This is a genomic window from Pedococcus sp. NPDC057267 (assembly GCF_042668795.1).
Taxonomy (GTDB): Bacteria; Actinomycetota; Actinomycetes; order Actinomycetales; family Dermatophilaceae; genus Pedococcus.
The window spans coordinates 22477-39012 of sequence record NZ_JBHUYG010000031.1; the positions used below are offsets into that span (position 1 = coordinate 22477).

Here is a 16536-nt window from a genome sequence, read left to right on the forward strand (position 1 = left end):
CTCGGCATACGGCGACGCTACAACCCTCGGGGTAGCGGACCGGGGTTCTCCCCAGCCAGGTGACGCGCCGCCGTACCGCTCCGCGCCCTCTCGAACTTTCCCTAGGGGGTCGTAGGGACATCGGCGCCGACGTGGCCAGGGAACGCTGAACGCCCCAGCGATTGGAATGCGCTACATCCATCTGTCGATGACGACGACTCCTCGTAGGGGATGCCTCGCCGGCGCTCACGACTCGCCATTGCTCCGCGGCGCCTCGATGCGGGTGATGCTGCGAATCTTCGAGCAGATCCGCCACTCCTCCATGGTCGGGTCGTACGGGTCGTCGAAGAACACCACGCTGCTGCGCCCCACCTCCGGCCACACACCGACGATCGTGATCGGCACCGTCACGTCGTCGTACGCCATGCGGCCCGACCCCGGCCCCGGCTGTCGCCGGTACGTCATCGCGTCCAGGTCCCACACGTGCGTCGTCGCCTTCCGCGACGACACCAACCACACCCCACCCGTCTCAGGGGTCAGCTTGTCCACCCGCTCCGGTCCTGTGTCCTGCACGTCAAGCTGCTCCGGCTCCGGCGCTTCGTCCATGACGTGACCCTGCCAGCGGGGACCGACAACGCCCGCCACCAAGACCAGCGTCGTGCGCGGCGGGAGCCGTACCCTGCTGACGTGCCTCGAGTGGACGTCGACGACGACAGCATTCGCCGCTTCGTCGTGCGTCATTACCGCTACGACCCGGAGCGTCGTGAGCGCCGGCACGTGGTCGTGGACTGCTTCGACGCCGAGGCTGAGTTCTTGGCCGGTCTCGACGCAGTCAGGGCCGCCATCGAGGCACGACGTTCATCGGGACAGGTCGTGCACCCGACCGAGCACGCGTCCGGGGTGACGTACGAGCCGGGGGACCGGGCCCGGGCAGCGACCGGGCACCTGCTGCGTCGGATGCTGGACCACGGGGTGAACCCCAGCCGGTACATCGACCCAGAGGACCTGCCGTCGAACATCAGCTACCTCGAGGCGAGCGAGCCCCACCCCGCGTGGGGTAGCGAGCAGGTGGCGGCCGAGCTCAGAGCCGGCAAGGAGCGACATCCAGACTCGCCCCGGCGCAGGGCGCGCCTGGGTCCACCCACGCGGGCAGACGCCCAGTTCCGGCAGCAGGTGAAGGAGACGACCAGGGGTTACAACAAGCGCGTGCGGCTCGTCGGTGGCATCTACGCGGCCGTGGTGGCGCTGTCGCTGTGGCTGTTCGGTGCGCGCCTGACGGGGGGCGCCCAGACGGCCTATCTCGTGCTGGTCCTGGTCGGGCTACTCGCAATCGTGGTGTGGATGGGTGTGCTGCTGGTGCGACAGTGGCGCTGGAGGTACCACGACTACCGCGCGCTCAAGTCCGGGGATGAACCGACGCACGGTCCCACCGGCTGACAACACCCCGCCCCCACGTCCGAGTGCCCTACGGCAACGTCCGTGAGGGCACCCGTCGCCGGACGCGCCCAGCCGGTGTGTTGCTCCGTGGCCGTGCGCGGCGTCCGCTTCGCTGGCCCACCCTCACCCGCGCACGACGCCCTGACGCGGCGGTCGCCCAAGCCGACCGCTGCAACGACGGCGGCAGGGCCGGAGACCTGGTACTCAGCGTGCCTTGGATGTCACCGTCACAGAGCCCCTGTAGGCCGTGGGTTCACATCCAGGACCGTTGGGAAGGAACTTCGTGGGTCGAACCGTCACCGAGTTGGCGGACGCGACCACACGACCGGCATCGTCAAGAACCGTCGCGTCCACGACCACGACAGGAGTGGTCATGCCGGGGTGAGGAACGAACACCTCCCCGGAGTTCGCGACCGGCCCGTCGCCGGCAACAGACCTGACCCAGTGGCAGTCGCGAGCGACGCAAGCCGTCGCGGCCACCATCACGGTCGGCCACGGTTTGGGCACTACGACACGAACCCCGGACTCCGCACCGGCAGCTGAGCACGCCCCGGGACTCGTACAGCCGCCGGCAGCCAGCGTCACCGCAACCCCCATCACCACGGCAACGAACGCGTTCCGAAACCCCATCGCCGGATGGTACTGCGCCGTTGAGGTCTCAGACCTCTACACATCGCTGGGACCCTGTGGCAGCCCCCAAGTCAAAACCCGAGCCCTGACCGTCGGGCGGTACCTGACAAGCTCTCGAACAATCGCCCGTGGCGCCATGCCCTTTCGCGGGGGCACGTTCGCGGTGGCTGGCGGCTCCGGCTCAGCAGGTCGCCGCTCCGGGCCCGCCAAGCCAGCCGCCCGGGGATGCGCAGGAATGGGCCGGCCAGTCATCCCTCTGCCGCGTCGCCGGCCTCCCGCGCCAATCGGACGCGTTCGGGCGATTGTGAAGGGATTCGGCATTGCGGGCTGACTCCGTCGGGGCACAATCTGCACGTGTCCGACGCCCGCCACCGTGACCGTCAGCCATTGAATCAGTGGCTGATGCTTCAGCCTTCGGTTTGGGTGCCGTTCGTTTGGTGGGCGCTGGTGGTCGCGTCGGTCATCGCGAGCTTTGCGGGAGACCCGGGCACTGTGTGCACAGTGGCCCGTCCGTGCCAGCCCGACGCCATCTTCCCGATGGTGGTCGCGTTGGTGGGCATCGCCCTTGTCGCCTTCTGGTGGGAGCCCGTCGCAGCCTTGGCGGCCGGGTTGGGATACGCGGCGCTCAGCCTCTTGTTCGACCCGAGCATGCCGGGTCGGTACGCCGGCGTCCTCGTCGCGTGCGCGGCCACGGCCGGCCTCGCGGTGCTGCGCCACCGCCGCGGCCAACAGGCCCACGTGGCCGTTGAAGCGGCGGAGGTCAGCCCGACCGTCACCCCATTCAACCCGGCGGCGGTCGAAGGACGTCGCCGGCGCTGGCTCGCGTCCGCGCTCCTTCCAGTGGTCGGCGTCGCGGGGCTACTTCTCGTAGCTGGATCCGTTCTGGGGTACCGGGCGCAGACGGCCGGCGAGCAGGCTCACATCGACCGGGCTGAGCGTGCGAATGCCCGGGTGGTGACGTTGACCGACGACAACTACAAGCAGCTGTTCCAGCTCGAGGATGGCCCACGCGCCGGGCAGAAGGTGAGCATCGAGGTCACCGAGGAACTCGACCAAGGCAGTAGGTGGGTTGTCCTGCTGGACCCGCAAGACCCCACCTGGTCGCGTCTGCTCAGCGAGCCCAAGGGGTACACGTACTGGTTCGGTTGGGCGGTCCTTGGTGGCTGTATGTCGACGTGGGCTCTCCTGCAGCTACTCCTTGCCGCGCGGGCCGGGCGAGAGGACCAAGCGCCGGCAGTGCACCGCGTGCGAGTCGCTCATGACGGTAGGGCCGAGCTAACCCTCGCCGGCGGAGGCTCTCCGGTGGCTACCGTGTTGCTCGGCGGCGTCGTCCCTTCGACTGGCGGCCGTGCCGTGCCTGCCCGGGTCCGTGGTCGCGTGGCTGACGGTAGTTGGGTGGTCATCGAGACCGACGCAGGCGCGTTGCCCGTCGTCGGACCAGTGCGCTCCGTGCGGCGCTGGCGCGACCTGAACATTGACGCAGGGACGCACCCCCTCCTGGGTTCCATCGTTGGCCGGTCCCGGGGCGTGGGATTCGTCGCGCGACAGGCGTTCTTCGTTGCCTTCGGTTGCTTCATGCTCTGGTTCGCCCTTGGCGAGGTTGGGGCGACCTGGGACGCCGCTCATGGTCGAGGCGTCCCGGGCAGCTTCACAGTCATCCGCGTGGACTGCGGCGGTAAGGGACCGTGCTCGCACTACGGGGACTTCCGTAGCAATGACGGCCAGTACTCGTTCACCGACGTCGAACTGGTCGGAGACGCCGCTGATGTCGGCGAGTCGATACCTGCCCTGTACGAAGGGCACAGCGGCGAGACCCCAGACGAGGTGTTCGCGCCCGGATGGACCGGAGCGGCCGAGAACGCCTTGTTCCTGGCCCTCGGTCTGGGATTCCTCCTCGAACCGCTGGGTCGCGGTGTTGGGGCTCTCAGGCTGCGCCGCCAGCCACCCACCGGTCGTCATGCACATGGCCGCTCCTGAACTTCAATCGAGCAGGTGCGTCTCGTCCTCAGCGGAACGGCTGAGGTGTCCCGCGGAACGCGCCGTCACACTTAGGGAAGCGACGAACGCGGGGGACGCATGGGCAAGTACGACGGGCTTCGAGACCGGCTCGCCAGCAGCGACGAACTTCAGCTGCGGTTGACCTTCGAGACGGTGGACGCCCTAGTAGGAGGACTTCCCCCATCGGCGCGCAGCCTGCGGACGTGGTGGGCGAACAGCTCCCACTCCCAAGCTCTTGCCTGGCGTTCCGCCGGCTGGCACGTCCAGACCGTTGACCTTGCCGGCCGGAACGTCACGTTCGCGAGGGGAGTAGTAGGCGGCACCTACTCGCTGAGCCGGATGGCCCCGGCATCGCGCAACAGTCATGGTGGCCCGGAGTTGGAGCGCGAGACGACTGAAGCGGTCGACGCACGCCTCTCCTTCAACTGGTCCTACGTCGGAATCGTGAAACTCGACGCGGGCGGCAAGGTGGCCTTCCCGCAGGTACCGAGGCAGCCGGGCCTCTACCGCATCACGCTGACGCGAGAAGGAGCGCGTACCCGTGTCTACATCGGCGAGAGCGACAACCTGCACCGGCGGCTCGCAGGGAACTACCGCAGCCCTGGAGCCACGCAACACACCAGCCTGCGGGTCAACGCGGAACTTCGAGAGCACCTCGGGGCGCGGGGAGTGGCGTCCGTCGAGGTCGCCCTAGAAGCATCCCTCGCTTTGGGCGACGAGCCTCTCACCAGCCTCAACCTGGGTCGCAAGGCTGCTCGACTGCTCGCCGAGAACCTCGCCATCTCGTTGGCTGAGGCTGGCGGGACTGTCGACCTCGTCAACCTGCCCTAAGGGGGTAGAGGGACATCGCCCTCACTGCGGGCTGACGCCTTGACGTCTCAGGCAGGGAACCGCCACCGCATGGGCCGTTCTCCCTCGATGACCTCCAGGTCGCCCCGGTCCGCTAGGGCGTTCAGCGCGCGAGTCGCATTCGAAGGGGCCACTGCCAAGGGCTCAGCCACTTCGGCCGCCGACATGCCCCCTTGGGCGGCCAGGCCCTCCAGCGCCAGGACGCGCTCCTGCAGGGCGCCGCGGGTCCGTCCATCGCTGCGGCGGGTCGCCTCCACTGCCTGCCGTTCCTGGCGTAGCGTGTCTGCGAACCGCAGGAGTGCCCTGCCTACGTCCTCAGCAAGCTGCGCCATGGCATCGTCGCTGGGGCCGAGGTCGCTCATCAGGTTATGATAACGCAAACAATAAATGATAAGGAAAGACACGGCGCAACTGCTCGGGTGGCTCGACGCAACTCGACAGCTGACCCTGCCAGTCACCGCAACGGTGGGCCCGGAGCGAACTTCGCTCCGGGCCCACTGCTGTGTCACCGGCGTGCTGGAGCCTGCTGACCGGCCCGGTCGCTCCGGTAACCGCATGGACTGCCAAGACTGGGTGCCGGGCTCCAGGCGGGCGTAAAGACACAGCAACGGACTGTGCCGTCCGGCGCGTGAGGCGCGGCCGCCGGCTCTAAGTTGAGTCTTATGGAGGACCTCGTCGACGAGTACGTTCCTGACCCTGATCACGGGCAGGTCGTTCCAAGTCCCGCTCCCAGCGGGGGCCTACGCCTAGGACATGTGCTGACAGGACTGGGCGCGGAGCATCTTCCGTCGATCGAAACCAAGGACGTTCGGGTGATTCGACACATCTACAGGCCCCAGGAACCCGGCGGCTTGGCCGGTCCGGAGGACGTCACAGCCGAGCGGGTGCTTGAGTACACGCGCTTTCAGGACATCTCGACGCGGCGATTTCCGGCTGAGGCCGAGCCGTACTGGGTCGTCTTCATCGCTGATGGCCAGCGGCGCTCGCGCCTCTTCGGTTCGTTTGAGAATCGCGGAGAACTCGTCAACGAGCGCACCAATGCCGTGCGATTTTTTGACCTCAGGCCGAGTACGTTCCTGGAGTCTCTTGCAGATCGGTTGGTTATCGAGTGGACCAGTCCACGGAACTGGCACCGCCGTGGCACCAGCGCCGCCGACCTTCCAGTTCTGGAGATTGCCGATCGGGACAAGGTGCCATTCCCTGGCTTTGACCGTGTCGCCCTGCCCTATCAGCAACTGCAGGAAATGGTTTCAGATGCCCGCTACGCCGACTGGCGGACGGCCCTCTCACAAGTCCAGGGCATCTACCTCATCACTGACGCCTCCAACGGCAAGCAGTACGTCGGAAAGGCAGACGGCTCAGAGCGCATTTACGGCCGATGGTCGAGCTATGCCCGCGATGGGCACGGCGGCAATGTCGGCCTCCGCGAGCTCGCTTTCGCCGGCACCGTGGCCGCCAACGCCACCGTCCGCACAAACCATGCCCGCCACTTCGTCTTCAGCATCTTGCGAGTGTTTGGCCCCAGCACCTCATCCTCGGAGGTCGACGCAGCAGAGTCGCACTACAAGCGAGTCCTCATGACGCGCGAATTCGGTCTTAACAGGAATTGACCGGCCTTGTGGGTCCCGAAGGTAAGTCGCACGGGGGACGTCCGTTTGGTCAGGGCGCGACGTGTTGCGATGGGTCCCGCCACCAGTATGAAGCATGTCGGTCCGCCGAGCAGGTCGCTTAGGGCACGGCCCCTTTATGCTTGCGTGCGGGATGGCCGGCGAGCGTGGTAAGTCCGGGAGGCGGAATGAGGCGGGTCCTGGTGTTCACTCGCTGCCTCTGGACAGAGGGCAAGATGAGTTGCTTACGTCACGACGCTGGCGATCGCGAACTCGGCTGCTGGCATTGGTGTGCGCAGGTGCCAGGTGATCGCGATGGGGCGTTCGCCTCGGTGCTCGACGTAGTCGACCTCACCGAGGAACAAGTACGGCGCGCCGGATCCGAACTCGCTGATGTTCTGCGGCCGGGTGAACAGGAGGATGTGGCTCCCTGCCTCACGGTGGTTCAAGTACCGCTGGCCAGTCTTTGAGGCCACGGTGGTCCCGGACTGGCTCTCCCAGTGGAAGAGCTCTGGGCTGATCGCGTAATCCTGGTACATGGTCGTGGGGGAGTAGTCCGCTTCGGACTTGTGCAAGGTCACCAGGAACGCGTCCGCGTCGGCGGCAAGCGAGAAGAGAACGCCCTCGCGGAAGCTGTTCGGCTTGCGGCCATCGATTGAGACGTAGTCAAGCGCCGAGACGATCTCCTCCCGGGTATAGCGGGCGTGAACGCGAAGCGGCCGAGGGTGAAGGTCCCCGCCTAGACGGGTGCTGACGCGCTCGGCACACTCCAGCCCGAGACGAACGACTTCGCGCAGGTCTTGGCGGGCGGCGGACTCAACTCGAAGGGCGGCCAAACCGGCGGCGTATGAGTCAAAGCCCCCGCCATCGGGCCAGACGGAGAAGAACAACATGCGGCCGAAAGCCTGTAGTGGCCTATCGGCGTCCTCATACGCTGGTGCGTCATCTGACAGCCAGCGCAGGTACGCCTGGGCACGGTCTGGGTCGTCGACGTGCGCGAAGGCACGAACGCGCTTGAGGATCTGATCCTCCCGCGCACCGCCTGCCGACACCGAGAGCCCAGCCTCACGCCGAAGACGCGCCCAGGACCGATCGCCGCGGACCACATCAGGAAGCTCGACGCCCGACTCGGAGAGGAACGTCCCGAGGTCGTCGGTCGGGTGTGCCCTCAGCTCTGATGCGATGCTTGCCCAACGCTTTGCGACCTGGCTCCGCACGTTCTCGAGAACCAACTCATGGCTCTGTCGGTCGAGGACGATCTGCGTCCCCGGCGGCAGGAACGGGAAGCCGTGTTCGATGTCGCGCACGAGGGCGGCGCGCGTGCTGCCGGTCATGGCCCGGAAGCGCTGGTCGAAGCGGAACTCCTTGCGGTGGTGGCCTACGAAGTCGAGCGCCGTCAGCACGGCCTTGTCCTTGGCGCGACGAAGTCCCCGCCCGAGCTGCTGAAGGAAGACGGTCGAGCTCTCAGTCGGTCGAAGGAAGAGGACCGTATTGATCGCGGGCACGTCGACGCCCTCATTGAAGACGTCCACTGTGAAGAGGACCTGGATGCTGCCCCTACTGAGGCCGTCGATGGCCGCGTCGCGATCTGCCATTGATGTGTCGCCCAGGACTGCGGCGGCGCGTATGCCGGCGTCGTTGAACACCCGAGTCATGTAGTGAGCGTGATCCCTAGAGACGCAGAACCCCAGCGCCTTCATCGTCGACAGGTCTGCAACCTTGTCCTGCACTGCCTTGAGGACGATGCGCGCCCGGGCGTCGTTACCGGTGAACAGGTTCGAGAGCTCACTAGGGTCGTAGGCGCCGGCCTTCCAGTCCACCTTCGTCAGATCGACTCCGTCGGCGACCGCGAAGTAGTGGAACGGCGTCAACAGGTCGGCCTTGAGTGCGTCCCACAGTCGCAGCTCAGCCGCGACCCGACCGTCGAAAAAGGCGCGCACGTCGAGCCCGTCCCCACGCTCAGGCGTCGCGGTGAGGCCGAGGAGCTCCCTCGGGTTGAGGTGATCGAGGATGCGGCGATAGGTGCTGGCTTGGGCGTGGTGGAACTCGTCAACGACAACAACCTGGAACGAGCCGGGCGGGATGGTGCGGACGTCATAGGCGGTTAGCGACTGGACCGACGCGAAGACATGCTCCCATCGCTCGGGCCTCGCGCCCCCGACATAGAGCTCGCCGAAGTCGGCGTTGTTGAGCACCTCGCGGTAGGTGCGCAATGACTGCTGGAGGATCTCGCGGCGGTGTGCGACGAAGAGAAGTCGCGGAAGAGTTGGCGCCTCCGCGGCCAGGCGGCGGTAGTCGAGGGCCGCGATGACGGTCTTGCCAGTCCCTGTGGCGGCAACAACCAAGTTCCTATGGCGACCATGGAGAACGCGTTCGACCTCGAGCTGATCGAGCATCTCCTGCTGGTACGGATAGGGGCGGACCTCCAGCCCAGACAGTGTGAGTGTGACCCGGTCGTGGGTCCGTGTGCCCGCCGCCTCTGCGAGCGCGTCGTCCAGGCGGTCGCGATCGGCGTCCGGGTCATATGTCTCGAACGTCGGGTCGTTCCAGTAGCTGTCGAACGTGGCACTGAACTTCTGAAGCAAGGCTGGGGTGGCGATGGCGGACAGCCGCACGTTCCACTCGACCCCGTCAAGCATCGCCGCACGTGACAGGTTGCTGCTGCCCACGTATGCCGTGTCGAAGCCAGTGTTGCGGCGGAACAGCCAAGCCTTGGCGTGAAGCCGGGTGCGTTGAGCGTCGTACTGGACCTTCACCTGAGCGCCGAAGTCGTGGACCAGCCGGTCGAGCGCCTGCCGCTCGGTGGCTCCCATGTACGTGGTGGTGATGACTCGCAGTGGAACCCCACGTTGCCGCAGCGCCAACATGCGGTCCTCGAAGAGCCGCAGGCCGTACCACTTGACGAATGCCATGATGACGTCGACCTGGTCGGCGCTCGCGAGCTCGGCACGGACCTCGTGACCCATGCCGGGCTCACCTTGCGCGTTGGTGAGCAGAGCGGCATCCGAGAGCGGAGTGGATGGCCGCTCTGCCGCTAGTCGTGCGGGAACGCCTGGCGCGCTCCGCTTCGAGATTTGCAGAAGCTGGCTTGCATCGGTGATGTGATCGCGCGGCGACTCCAGCCGGCCGATGAGGTCATTGACCAGAGCGAGACGCTTCTCCGGGCTTCGTTGGCTGCGCAGTGCCCGCAGAACCACCGCCCGCACGTGCCGCGCCAGGATCTCAGGTGCATCGGCGTCGTCGACAACCCCACGGTCGACAGTCAGGTCGGGCGAACTGGCGAGCTGTGCCGCGAGCTCGGCAGTGATCAGTCGCTCGTACAGCCCTTCCAACAAGCTGTCGTCCGTCCCCGTCACGCGAAGCAGCTTGCCAGGTCGAGGCGACGGCTACCGAGGATTCGGACAATCGCGGCGTAAGTGTTCCTGCATACGATCGTCGAGCCTCAGCGAACTAACCCGCGCAGGAACTCCTGTGTCTCAGGGTCGGTCGAGAAGAGGGTGACCCCGCGCATGCCTCGCGTGAGAAGTACCTTGTAGACGTTGCGAACGAGGCGGTCGAAGTCGACATCGCTGACCTTGGTCCGGTTCTTGAAGTCGGGGTCGCAGTTGGCGGCGCGAACTGGGATCCAACGGTCCTCGCGCCACACCAGATCGGGGCCAAGAATGACCCCCGAGTAGTCGTACTCGAAGCCCTGGGCGGTGTAGACGCAGCCGACCTGGCCGAAGCCGGCTGGGTCGGTGGCCCACAGCGCAGCGGCCGGCGCCCCACCCACCGAGCGCTCGCCCTTGAGGTTCCACGGCTTGGCCCAGTCGCCGACCTGGACATCGGGGACCAACGTTCCGTCCGGTCTTGGGTCGCTCCACGGCCAGCAGTAGCCGGCCGCCATCCGTGCCGAGTAGCCACCCTCGAGCTTGGTGGCCAGGTAGGCCTCCATCTCGTAGGGGGAGTCGACGACTTCGACGTCGAAGTGCGGGTCGCCGGTCCACTCCATCGGGCCGCCGGGCTCCAGACCGAGGAGCCGCTTGGCCCAGAGCACGTACTCCTCCGACCCACCGCAACGGAACTGGGCATCGAGGTCGATCTTCACGACCTCGATGCCGTGGTTGGCGGCGTGTTTCTCAATGTCTTCCACCGTGCCTTGCTCGCCGGGCCGGACGACCTGGAACTCGTCGAGCAGGAAGACCGGCACGCGAGCGGCATCAAGCAGCTCCTCGACCTGTGGCTTGCCCGTGCGATGCTCCGCGCGCGTCCATCGAGAGGCCGAGGTATCGCGGATGCGGTGGGCCTCGTCCAGGATCAACGCGTCGAGATCGTTGGGCTCGGCAGCGATGAACGAGTTGAAGTACTGGAACATCTTCTGGACTCGAGGCGCCCGCTTGCCTGCGACCTTGCGCAGCGTCTGCGTGAACGATCGCGATCCTGTGGCGTGCAGCACCGAGCGGCCTTGGCGGGAGAGCTCGCCGAGCAGAGACAGGGCAATGACGCTCTTGCCGCTGCCCGGACCGCCGGACACGATGACGGCCGTCTTGGTGTTGGCGCGACGCGCGCGTTCGACGGCGTGCAGCACGTAGTTGTAGGCGTCTCGCTGCTCATCGAGCAGTACGAACATCTCGCGGTGCTGCACCTCTTCCGCCGCCACAGCCAAGAGCTGCCGCGACGGGGCGATACGACTGGACAGCAGGTGGTCGGCATACGCCGCGCCGCTAACTCCAGGGGAGAATCGAGACCGGAGGAAGTCCTGGAACTCACCGCGTCGCTGTCCGGTGTAGATGGAACCCAGCCGGTCACCAGGAATGCGGTAGAGATCCTCCACCGCGGACTCGGTGGCGTTGTGGAGATACGCAACCCCCGCCAGGCTTTCCGGTTGGTCGGCGAGCACCGTGGTGAAGCCGAGCATGTAGTCGCAGTAGTCCCGAACCTGCAGGGCCGGATGTGTGACGGGGCGGTGCCCGTACTGCTCGATCTGGATCAGGCTGTCGCTGTCCTCGAACCGCTCAGCGTGACTCCACTGCTTGAGCTCGACCACCAGGTAGGATGGTCCGCCGGTCTGCGGGTGCTGGCCCACGAGGACCACGTCGGCGCGCTTGCTGGTGAGGGGGAGCTGGTACTCGAACAGCATCTCCACCTCGTGGAGACCGGCAGCGACAAGGTCGGCGTGCAGCGCGGGCAGGCTGCGTTCCCACGAGCGGTACTCACCCGCGGAGGGTTTCCGGCCGGTGCGGTAGGTCATCTGCTCAGCGAGGAGCGCGGCGAGCTGGTTCTCGAGCGCCGAGAAGCCGGCGACCGATTGACGGTACAGCGTCACAGAACGAAACCCCAGGCAGCACGAAGTGATCCGTGCGGGTAGGGGCTTGTCCTGAAGCGGAAGCCTGTCGGGCCGCAATTACGACGGCGACTCTATCCCCGGGTCGTTGTCGTGTCTGGGGGAGGCGGGATACTCGTCCGCGTGTCTGACCTGACGGAGATCCGCGACGCAGCGCGGGCGTTCATCGCTGAGCGCGAGTGGGAGGAGTTCCAGGACCCCAAGTCGGTGCTGCTGGCCCTGGTCGGTGAGGTGGGGGAGCTCGCCGAGCTGCTGCAGTGGTTGCCCGCCGACAAGGCGCGCGCGTTGGCGAGGGAAGAGCCTCTGCACACTCAGCTGTCCGAGGAGATGGCCGACGTCCTGGTGTATCTGGTGGGTCTGGCTGACCAATGTGGAGTTGACCTCGGCAAGTCCGCCCTGGCAAAGATCGAGAAATCGGCCGCCAAGCACCCGGCGGACCAAGTCCGCGGAGTAGCCCCTCAGAGATAGCCATCAAGGGACCGCCCGTGGGCGAGCCCAGCCTCAGGCGACAGACCGAAAGACCTGCTCCTCGTGCCAAGCCCGATGGTGCTCGGCCGGCAGATCGGTGCCCGGGCGGGCCCGTAGCTCCCGACCGTGCAGCTCGTAGATCCGCTTGCTCGCCTCCGTGCGTGCTGTGAAGGTCGGTGACACGAGCACACGCATGTCAGGGGAGAGCCCGAGCGCCCCGCGGTCGAAGAGCTTGTGGTGCAGCGAGCAGAGCGCAAACCCGTTGTCGAGGTCGTCGGGCCCACCGAGGTTGAACCACCGCACGTGTGCCGCCTCGATGCCCACAGGCGTGGAGCCAAGTCGTCCGTCGTAGCCGCAGAAGGCGCAGCACTCGTCCCATGCCTTCAAGATCTCAGCCACCCACCGTCGGCTCCTTTGCCGCTGCGCCCCGGTCGCGGCAGCGGTCGTGCCGGAGTGGAGCACCGCATCGGGATCGAGGCCGGTGGCGAGGAGGACGTCCGGCGCGACGGTGTCTGGGAAGTGCGTCTCCACGATCGCACGTGCCGTGGCATACCTCAGGGACGCGGAGCTCAGGCTGCGCTCCAGGTTGGCCTCGAGACGGCCAGTGGGTTGCGCGGCGTTGAGACCTCGCACCGAGTCATCGGGTACGTCGGCGTCGAGGGTCCAGACGCCATCTCGACGCAGCCGGGTAAAGGGATAGGCGGCGGACTGGTTGCGGCTGGTCCTGGTCTGCGGGCCGAACTCACTGATGAGGTCGGCCAGGCGGTCCTGAGCCACCTCCCACGAAACGGCGCTCGAGCCGGTCGACTCGATTTGGCCGAGCGCGAGGAGCACCAGCAGCGGCTTGTGAGGGACCCGCTTGCCATGGTGCTGGTACTGACGCAAAGACGTCAGCCGCTCGAGCACCTCCTCAACCGCGCTGGCCGGTGAAGTCTCCACGCTCGGGACGTTAGAACAACTGGCGAGTATGCGGGACGAAATGGCTTACATCATCCGTTTGGTTGGGTTTCATTCCTGTAGGACAGAAGGCCCGTCGGGATCCCGGTCGACGCCCTAGCGTCGACCCGTCTTCGAACCACGGAAGGGGATTCTGATGTCGCAAATGCAGCCGTATAACCCGCACCCGCTCGTTCAACAGGTCGCGCCCAAGAGCCCGGGCGTGGCCCTGTTGGCATCCTTCTTCATCCCCGGACTCGGCTCGATGATGAACGGTCAGGCCGGCAAGGGGGTCGGCATTCTCGTCGGCTACATCGTGAGTTGGTTCCTCACCGTCATCCTGATCGGCTTTGTTGGGTTGGTCGGCTTCTGGGTTTGGGGCATGGTGGACGCCTACCAGGGAGCCAAGAGCTGGAACGCTCGGCACGGCATCCTGAGTTAAGCCTGCTCGTTCTGATGGCAGTAGGAGGGGGAAGCGCCGACCGCAGGGCGGAGGAGCTGGGATCCCAAGGCGATCCCAACGCGGCAAAGTGGGCGGCCGGCGCTGACGGTGAGCGCCGCGTGGCCGATGAGCTGGTCAATCTGCGTGAGGCGTGGACAGTCCTGCACGACCGGCTCATCCGACCGGGGCGTTCCGAGTCGAACCTGGACCATGTTGTGGTCGGACCTGGCGGGCTGTTCCTGATCGATGCGAAGAACTGGAGCGGCGACGTCACCGCCTGGGACGGCGGTCTGTATCAACACCTTGGACAGGGGGGCCAGCGGACGAGCCAGAGTAAGCATGCTGAGGTGCTAAAGGTCCACGGCATGGCCAGCTATATGTCGGTCGAGACGGGATTGCCGACGACGCCTGTTATCTGTCTGGCAGGGCCGAGCCAGAAGAAGTTCGGCGAGCCGCAGTTCATCAAGGGCGTCTGGGTCGTGCCGATCTCTGCGCTCGTCTCCTGGCTCGAGTCGCGACCGGTCGTACTCGATCGGGAGGCCGCTGCGAGGGCTGTGACCCGAGCTATGACGAGTTTCCCTTCGACGACAACTGATCCGGCTCTGCTGGCCGCCATGGGGGCTGCCTTCACTCCATCCAAGCGCTCGGGAAGACGGACTACGGCGTCCACCCCGAATCGAGCGCGTCGGGGCGGGCGGGCTGCTCGTCCGGTAACTGTCAGCGTTCCGCTGCGAGGGCGCCAGCGAGAGGTGCCATTTGCTGCACGCCTCGGTCGCGCCATCGGCAAGCTCTTTCTCGTCGCGTTCGCGCTCACTGTGGGGATTGCCCTGTTGCCACCATTGTTCAGCGCAGCTACCAAGCGGCTTGTGCCCCACGATGCTCTGTTACCCCCGCTATCCGCTCACACCGCAACTGCAACTGCGACGGGCGTGAGGAGGGCCGCCGCTCCAGAACTTCCGGTGGTCGGGCCACCAGACTGCGCGAACGCCAGCGCCTCAGAGGTGGCCAAGATCCTTGGGAGGAAGGTCCAACCCGTCGCCGTCTACTCCGGTTGCGCCTGGGGGACACGGTTGGACGATGCCTCAACAACGCTGGTCATTATCCAATTGCCTGCCGAGCCGGGGATCTACAGGACTCAGCTGACAACCTCGGTGAAGCAGAAGCGCGTGGTCTTTGGCATTGCACCCGATGCGAAGTTCCGTCCTGCGGCAGCACTGTGGGTCGCATCGGGGCAGCCAATCACCATCGGCAAGCCTGGTCTCACGGCTCGAGCCGATACGTACGTCGTGGTGTCAAGATCCGCTCTCGGTATCTCGGACGACCGTGCTCGGCAGATTGCGGTCGCTATCGCGGCGGCCGCCAACGGAACGAGCTAGCGGGAGGGTGCCGCGCGTTGGTCCTCGTGCGTGTCGGGGAGGGCCCGGGTTCACACTCAGCGGCGGCGTCGGATGACCGAGCGGATCACAAGTACGAACACCAGGGCGAGGACCTGGCCGCCGATCGCGATTCTCGTGACGTCGATGGCCGGCTGCCAGGAGACCTTGCCGTCCTTCACCACGAAGACGCCGAGGCCCTTGGCGTCGATGCCGGCGCCACCTCCCGTGCCTTCTTCGCCTTCGGGGCCGCCGCTTCCGGCGCCTGCACCGCCGCGCACTCGGGCGACCGGCACGAGCATGACCCCGTCCTGCGAGATGGGCTCCCCGAACACCCGCTTGGGCGTCAGGTCATCCGTGATTCGCGAAAGCAGCTGCTGCACGTCCATGGACCGACGCTAGGCAGCGGCCGGTGGCGTCGGACGGGCCCTTGGTCCCGTCCTGGCCACCCACAGCGCCGCTCAGTCGCCCGGCCTCGCGCCGCCCAGCTGGCGGATCAGGGCGTTGGCGTCGCCGACCGGGCCGAGGTGCGCGAGCTTGTCGGGGTTGACGACGGCACGCACCCCGGCGACCTGGCCGTCGACCACCTCGAGCGCCCACACGGCATACAGCCGGCCGCCGACGAGGAACAGGGCACCGGCGTCGCCGTTGACCTCGGTCGGGCGGATCTCGATGTCCGGCAGGCGACTCAGCGCGCGCAGCCAGTTGGTGAGCGTGTGCGCGACCCGCGACCGTCCCTGCTGCGACCGGGCCAGCGAGGGCGCCTTGCCACCGCCGTCGCCGACGAGCACGACGTCGTGGGCGAGCAGCGACTCGAGCCCGGCCAGGTCACCGGCCCGCGCGGCGGCGAAGAAGCGCTGGGCCAGCTCGTCGCGCTGCTCGGTCGTCGTGGTGAACCGCGGTCGCCGGTCCTCGACGTGACGGCGTGCGCGGACGGCGAGCTGCCGCACGTTCGCCTCGGTCTTGCCGACGATGTCGGTGATCTCGCCGTACCCGTAGCCGAACACGTCGTGCAGCAGCAGCACCGCCCGCTGCTCGGGGGAGAGGCTCTCGAGCACGACCAGCAGCGCCAGCGACAGCGAGTCGGCCGTCACCGCCTGCTCGGCCGGGTCGTCGCGTCCGTCGGTGATGACGGGCTCCGGCAGCCACTCGCCGACGTACCGCTCACGCCGCACCCGCGCCGACCGCAGCTCGTCCATCGCCAGCCGGGTCGTCACGGTCGCGGTGAACGCCCGCGGCGACGCGATCTGCTCACCCGACTCCAGGGACCGGTGCACCCGGAGCAGCGCCTCCTGCACCACGTCCTCGGCCTCGGTCACGCTGCCGAGCATCCGGTAGGCGATGCCGAACGCCACCGGCCGCAGCTCGCCGAGCAGCGCCTCGTGGCCGCCAGTCTCGGGGACGGGCGTCCCATGGCCACCTGCCCCGTGGCCGCCCGCGTGCGTGGAGCCCAGCAGCAGGGCGCCCAGACAGGTCAGGGCGAAGGTCCTGGAG

At 66.9% G+C, this 16536-nt stretch carries 14 protein-coding genes; 7 read left to right on the forward strand and 7 right to left on the reverse strand.

Features of this window, described 5'->3' with window-relative positions; all coding sequences use genetic code 11:
* Positions 1–225: 225 nt before the first annotated feature.
* Complete coding sequence (locus ACFUC1_RS08965; protein WP_379118795.1) at positions 226–585, reverse strand: hypothetical protein; 360 nt, start codon at positions 583–585, stop codon at positions 226–228.
* Between the two features lie 81 nt (positions 586–666).
* Between ACFUC1_RS08965 and ACFUC1_RS08970 the strand changes: the two genes are divergently transcribed.
* From ACFUC1_RS08970 to ACFUC1_RS08980, 3 genes are all read left to right on the forward strand, one after another.
* A complete protein-coding gene (locus ACFUC1_RS08970; protein ID WP_379118797.1) occupies positions 667–1416 on the forward strand; it encodes a hypothetical protein in 750 nt (249 codons plus the stop codon).
* Positions 1417–2400: 984 nt separating this feature from the next.
* Positions 2401–4023: a hypothetical protein gene (locus tag ACFUC1_RS08975; RefSeq protein WP_379118799.1), complete on the forward strand. Its 1623-nt coding sequence runs from the start codon at positions 2401–2403 to the stop codon at positions 4021–4023.
* A 99-nt stretch (positions 4024–4122) separates the two neighbouring features.
* A complete protein-coding gene (locus ACFUC1_RS08980; protein ID WP_379118801.1) occupies positions 4123–4875 on the forward strand; it encodes a hypothetical protein in 753 nt (250 codons plus the stop codon).
* A 47-nt stretch (positions 4876–4922) separates the two neighbouring features.
* Here ACFUC1_RS08980 and ACFUC1_RS08985 read toward each other — a convergent pair whose 3' ends face one another.
* A complete protein-coding gene (locus ACFUC1_RS08985; protein WP_379118803.1) occupies positions 4923–5255 on the reverse strand; it encodes a hypothetical protein in 333 nt (110 codons plus the stop codon).
* 393 nt (positions 5256–5648) lie between these two features.
* On the opposite strand from ACFUC1_RS08985, the gene ACFUC1_RS08990 reads away from it, so the two are divergent.
* Complete coding sequence (locus ACFUC1_RS08990) at positions 5649–6503, forward strand: GIY-YIG nuclease family protein (RefSeq protein ID WP_379118805.1); 855 nt, start codon at positions 5649–5651, stop codon at positions 6501–6503.
* Between the two features lie 242 nt (positions 6504–6745).
* Here the strand turns inward: ACFUC1_RS08990 and ACFUC1_RS08995 are convergent, their stop codons facing one another.
* Positions 6746–9835: a DUF3427 domain-containing protein gene (locus ACFUC1_RS08995; RefSeq protein ID WP_379118824.1), complete on the reverse strand. Its 3090-nt coding sequence runs from the start codon at positions 9833–9835 to the stop codon at positions 6746–6748.
* A 107-nt stretch (positions 9836–9942) separates the two neighbouring features.
* A complete protein-coding gene (locus ACFUC1_RS09000) occupies positions 9943–11805 on the reverse strand; it encodes a DNA/RNA helicase domain-containing protein (protein WP_379118807.1) in 1863 nt (620 codons plus the stop codon).
* 141 nt (positions 11806–11946) lie between these two features.
* Here ACFUC1_RS09000 and ACFUC1_RS09005 point away from each other — a divergent pair, with 141 nt between their 5' ends.
* Positions 11947–12291, forward strand: a complete 345-nt coding sequence (locus ACFUC1_RS09005; protein ID WP_379118810.1) for a nucleotide pyrophosphohydrolase — start codon at positions 11947–11949, stop codon at positions 12289–12291.
* Between the two features lie 33 nt (positions 12292–12324).
* Here ACFUC1_RS09005 and ACFUC1_RS09010 read toward each other — a convergent pair whose 3' ends face one another.
* Positions 12325–13230, reverse strand: coding sequence for a phosphorothioated DNA-binding restriction endonuclease (locus ACFUC1_RS09010; protein ID WP_379118812.1), 906 nt, complete (start codon positions 13228–13230; stop codon positions 12325–12327).
* Positions 13231–13384: 154 nt separating this feature from the next.
* On the opposite strand from ACFUC1_RS09010, the gene ACFUC1_RS09015 reads away from it, so the two are divergent.
* Positions 13385–13669, forward strand: coding sequence for a hypothetical protein (locus tag ACFUC1_RS09015; protein WP_379118814.1), 285 nt, complete (start codon positions 13385–13387; stop codon positions 13667–13669).
* Between the two features lie 14 nt (positions 13670–13683).
* Positions 13684–15045, forward strand: a complete 1362-nt coding sequence (locus ACFUC1_RS09020; RefSeq protein WP_379118816.1) for a nuclease-related domain-containing protein — start codon at positions 13684–13686, stop codon at positions 15043–15045.
* 56 nt (positions 15046–15101) lie between these two features.
* On the opposite strand, the gene ACFUC1_RS09025 is transcribed toward ACFUC1_RS09020, so the two are convergent.
* Together ACFUC1_RS09025 and ACFUC1_RS09030 are read right to left on the reverse strand one after the other, a co-directional pair.
* Entirely contained in the window at positions 15102–15431 is a 330-nt protein-coding gene (locus tag ACFUC1_RS09025; protein WP_379118818.1) for a spore germination protein GerW family protein, read from the reverse strand.
* A 72-nt stretch (positions 15432–15503) separates the two neighbouring features.
* Positions 15504–16536, reverse strand: a 1033-nt coding sequence (locus tag ACFUC1_RS09030) for an RNA polymerase sigma-70 factor (RefSeq protein WP_379118820.1), incomplete at its 5' end; no start/stop codon positions are given.

Excerpts from the sequence above, each read along its gene's own strand:
- ACFUC1_RS08980 (WP_379118801.1), top strand. The coding sequence starts at position 4,123 with ATGGGCAAGTACGACGGGCTTCGAGACCGGCTCGCCAGCAGCGACGAA.
- ACFUC1_RS09025 (WP_379118818.1), bottom strand. The coding sequence starts at position 15,431 with ATGGACGTGCAGCAGCTGCTTTCGCGAATCACGGATGACCTGACGCCC.
- ACFUC1_RS09020 (WP_379118816.1), top strand. The coding sequence starts at position 13,684 with ATGGCAGTAGGAGGGGGAAGCGCCGACCGCAGGGCGGAGGAGCTGGGA.
- ACFUC1_RS08985 (WP_379118803.1), bottom strand. The coding sequence starts at position 5,255 with ATGAGCGACCTCGGCCCCAGCGACGATGCCATGGCGCAGCTTGCTGAG.
- ACFUC1_RS09015 (WP_379118814.1), top strand. The coding sequence starts at position 13,385 with ATGTCGCAAATGCAGCCGTATAACCCGCACCCGCTCGTTCAACAGGTC.
- ACFUC1_RS08965 (WP_379118795.1), bottom strand. The coding sequence starts at position 585 with ATGGACGAAGCGCCGGAGCCGGAGCAGCTTGACGTGCAGGACACAGGA.